Below are 2,325 nucleotides of genomic sequence, written 5' to 3'. Positions count from 1 at the left end.
TTTGCTGCTTCTGCTGTCTTCACGCTGGTTTCCTTAAACTTTTACGTATTTCTTCAAGATGATTTTTGGTATCGATAAGCGCCGTGGTGGTATCAATATTTCCGGTATTACATTGCTGAGTCGGTGACTTTAATTTCTCCCTGCCCTTAGCAAAGGAGATGCGTTTGTGTTTGATGTAGCTGCTGACTTCCGGTGTTATTTCCATCGGGAAATCACTCAAGCCATTGGGCCATTCGCTGAATTTGTCGTGGAAGGTATGTGAGCACCACCCATCACTTACGGGCTTGCCCATCGATGTACGCTGGCGCTGATAGAACTTGATCTGACTCCACCAGGCTTGCTTGTCGGATTGGGTGAATACACGCTTTCCCTTACCCAGCTTTTTCAGGCCGCGCTGGGTGTCGGTATCCACGTCCTGCCCTGCCAGTGGCTTAAATCCACATTTCGGGCAGACGTATACCCCTGCGGGTTTCATGAAATGACACTCGGTGCATTCTTTGGGGAGTTTTTCAGTGCGTTCTTCTGCCTCACGGCTGGCACTATCTTTCATGCCGTCGCTTTTGGATGGCAGTTCGTTGTATTCGATGGAATCAGGAAAACCCAGGCGATGCACGGTGCCACTGTGATCGAAAATCAAACACGACTCTTTCCCCTGTGCGGTGCGAAGCCCACGGCCCAAACTTTGTAGCCAGCGGATCTCGCTTTTTGTTGGTCGGGCATAGATAACGCAGCGAACATCACTATCAAAGCCAGCCACCAGTACACCTACACTGACGATGATTTTTGTGGCACCCATTTCGAAGCGATGAATAATGAGTTGACGTTCTTCATGAGGTGTATCTGCTACCATCACCTCTGCATTAATCCCGCACTTATTGAACTGGAGGGTGACGTAATTGGCATGAGCTACATTTACGCAGAATGCCACCGTAGGCAGATCCCGCCCGTTCTGTAACCAGTTATCAACGATATCGCCCACAAGGTCGGCACCACACATAATTTCCGCCAGTTGGGTTTCGTTATAGTCAGATCCAAACTCAGCAGAAACGGAGGTTTTGACGCCTTTCAAATCAGGTTTACCGGGTGCATAGAATTCGTAACCGCTCAGGTCGCCACGCTGGATCAGCTCTCCTATGGTCGTTGGTTTAATCAGACGGCTGTAGTAATTCCCCAAAAACGGTGAGAATGGCGTACCAGACAGCCCAATAACTTTCACATTGGTTTCAGTAACCAGTCGATTAATCTCAATCAGGATCTGCTTTCTGCGTAAGTGGGCCTCATCAATAATCAGCAGGTCGATATTGTCGGGAAACTCACGGCGGATCAGCGTATCGGCGCTGGCAATCTGAATTTTTAGCGCAGGGTCATAGCTCGGATGATTGCGCCAGATAAAGCTGATTTCATCCTCCGGCAAGCCGTACTCAACAAAGCGACGGGAAGTCTGGTTGATCAGAACAGTGAACGGGGCAACAAACAGCACTCGCATGCCACGACTGACAAACCCATCAGCGATAAATGCCGCCAGTCCGGTTTTACCACTGCCTGTAGGCGCATAGACCATGAATGAATTAAATGACTTCCAGTCACGGCGCAGCATGTTCAGAGCACGTTCCTGTGCAAAATTCGGTGTAATGTTCAGCATTGTGTGACCTCTCGCCAATTAACTATTCCAGAGAAAACCTTTCTTCTGGTCTATGCCTGCTCTGTGTATCATCTTGCTAGTACGGTGGTATTTTCAGGAATAACCCCTTAGATCGAGATCTACCTAACCTATGGAGTGGTCTGTTGGAAAAGGCCTATTCCCATCCCACATCCACCTCCCCCCTTACCCCCCTCCTCCTTCTCCCTTATTCATGTACTAGCTAATGAGTACATCGATACGGAAAAAGACGAACAGAGAATCTCAACCTACTAACACCTGACACCTTCAAGTCAGCGTGTAATTTGATACTTGCTTTCAGTGCTGTTATGACTTACCCACTAATGGCGGCTTTTCCGTCAACCCTGCCGCTGATCTGACATGCTGAGTCACAAACATCCTGAGTCGCGCATTGGCCTCATGCCTTGCCCTGTTCTCCCGCTTGAACGACACTGGCTCCTCGTTCCATGCGGCCTGATAAACATCCGCGTACAGCGCCACAATTTTGTGCCTGGCTGATGCTGTAAACTGCTGCAACATTTCCTGAATCCACTTACCATCCTCAGGACAAAATACGGATGGCATGATTACCTGGACGAACTGCTCATAGGCCATCGCTACCCCTCCGCTAAATCAATCCGAGCTGAATCTGAGATGTTGGTTGCCGCTTCCGGCTCGGCTTACGT

The 2,325-nt window shown here is 49.2% G+C and carries 2 protein-coding genes; both read right to left on the bottom strand.

The genetic code is table 11. The features are described 5' to 3' along the window. Positions 1–19: 19 nt before the first annotated feature. On the bottom strand, positions 20–1,642 hold the full coding sequence (locus tag AEP37_RS23300; RefSeq protein ID WP_049615557.1) for a DEAD/DEAH box helicase: 1,623 nt from the start codon (positions 1,640–1,642) through the stop codon (positions 20–22). A gap of 324 nt (positions 1,643–1,966) precedes the next feature. After that, positions 1,967–2,254: a hypothetical protein gene (locus AEP37_RS23295; RefSeq protein WP_072086415.1), complete on the bottom strand. Its 288-nt coding sequence runs from the start codon at positions 2,252–2,254 to the stop codon at positions 1,967–1,969. Between the last annotated feature and the right edge of the window lie 71 nt (positions 2,255–2,325).

The organism is Yersinia pekkanenii (assembly GCF_001152565.1).
GTDB classification, from domain to species: Bacteria; Pseudomonadota; Gammaproteobacteria; order Enterobacterales; family Enterobacteriaceae; genus Yersinia; species Yersinia pekkanenii.
Note: the sequence above shows the minus strand (reverse complement) of the source record. Positions and strands in the feature narration are given on the sequence as shown.

Coding starts and splice junctions, on each gene's coding strand:
- AEP37_RS23300 (WP_049615557.1), bottom strand. CDS start 1,642: ATGCTGAACATTACACCGAATTTTGCACAGGAACGTGCTCTGAACATG.
- AEP37_RS23295 (WP_072086415.1), bottom strand. CDS start 2,254: ATGGCCTATGAGCAGTTCGTCCAGGTAATCATGCCATCCGTATTTTGT.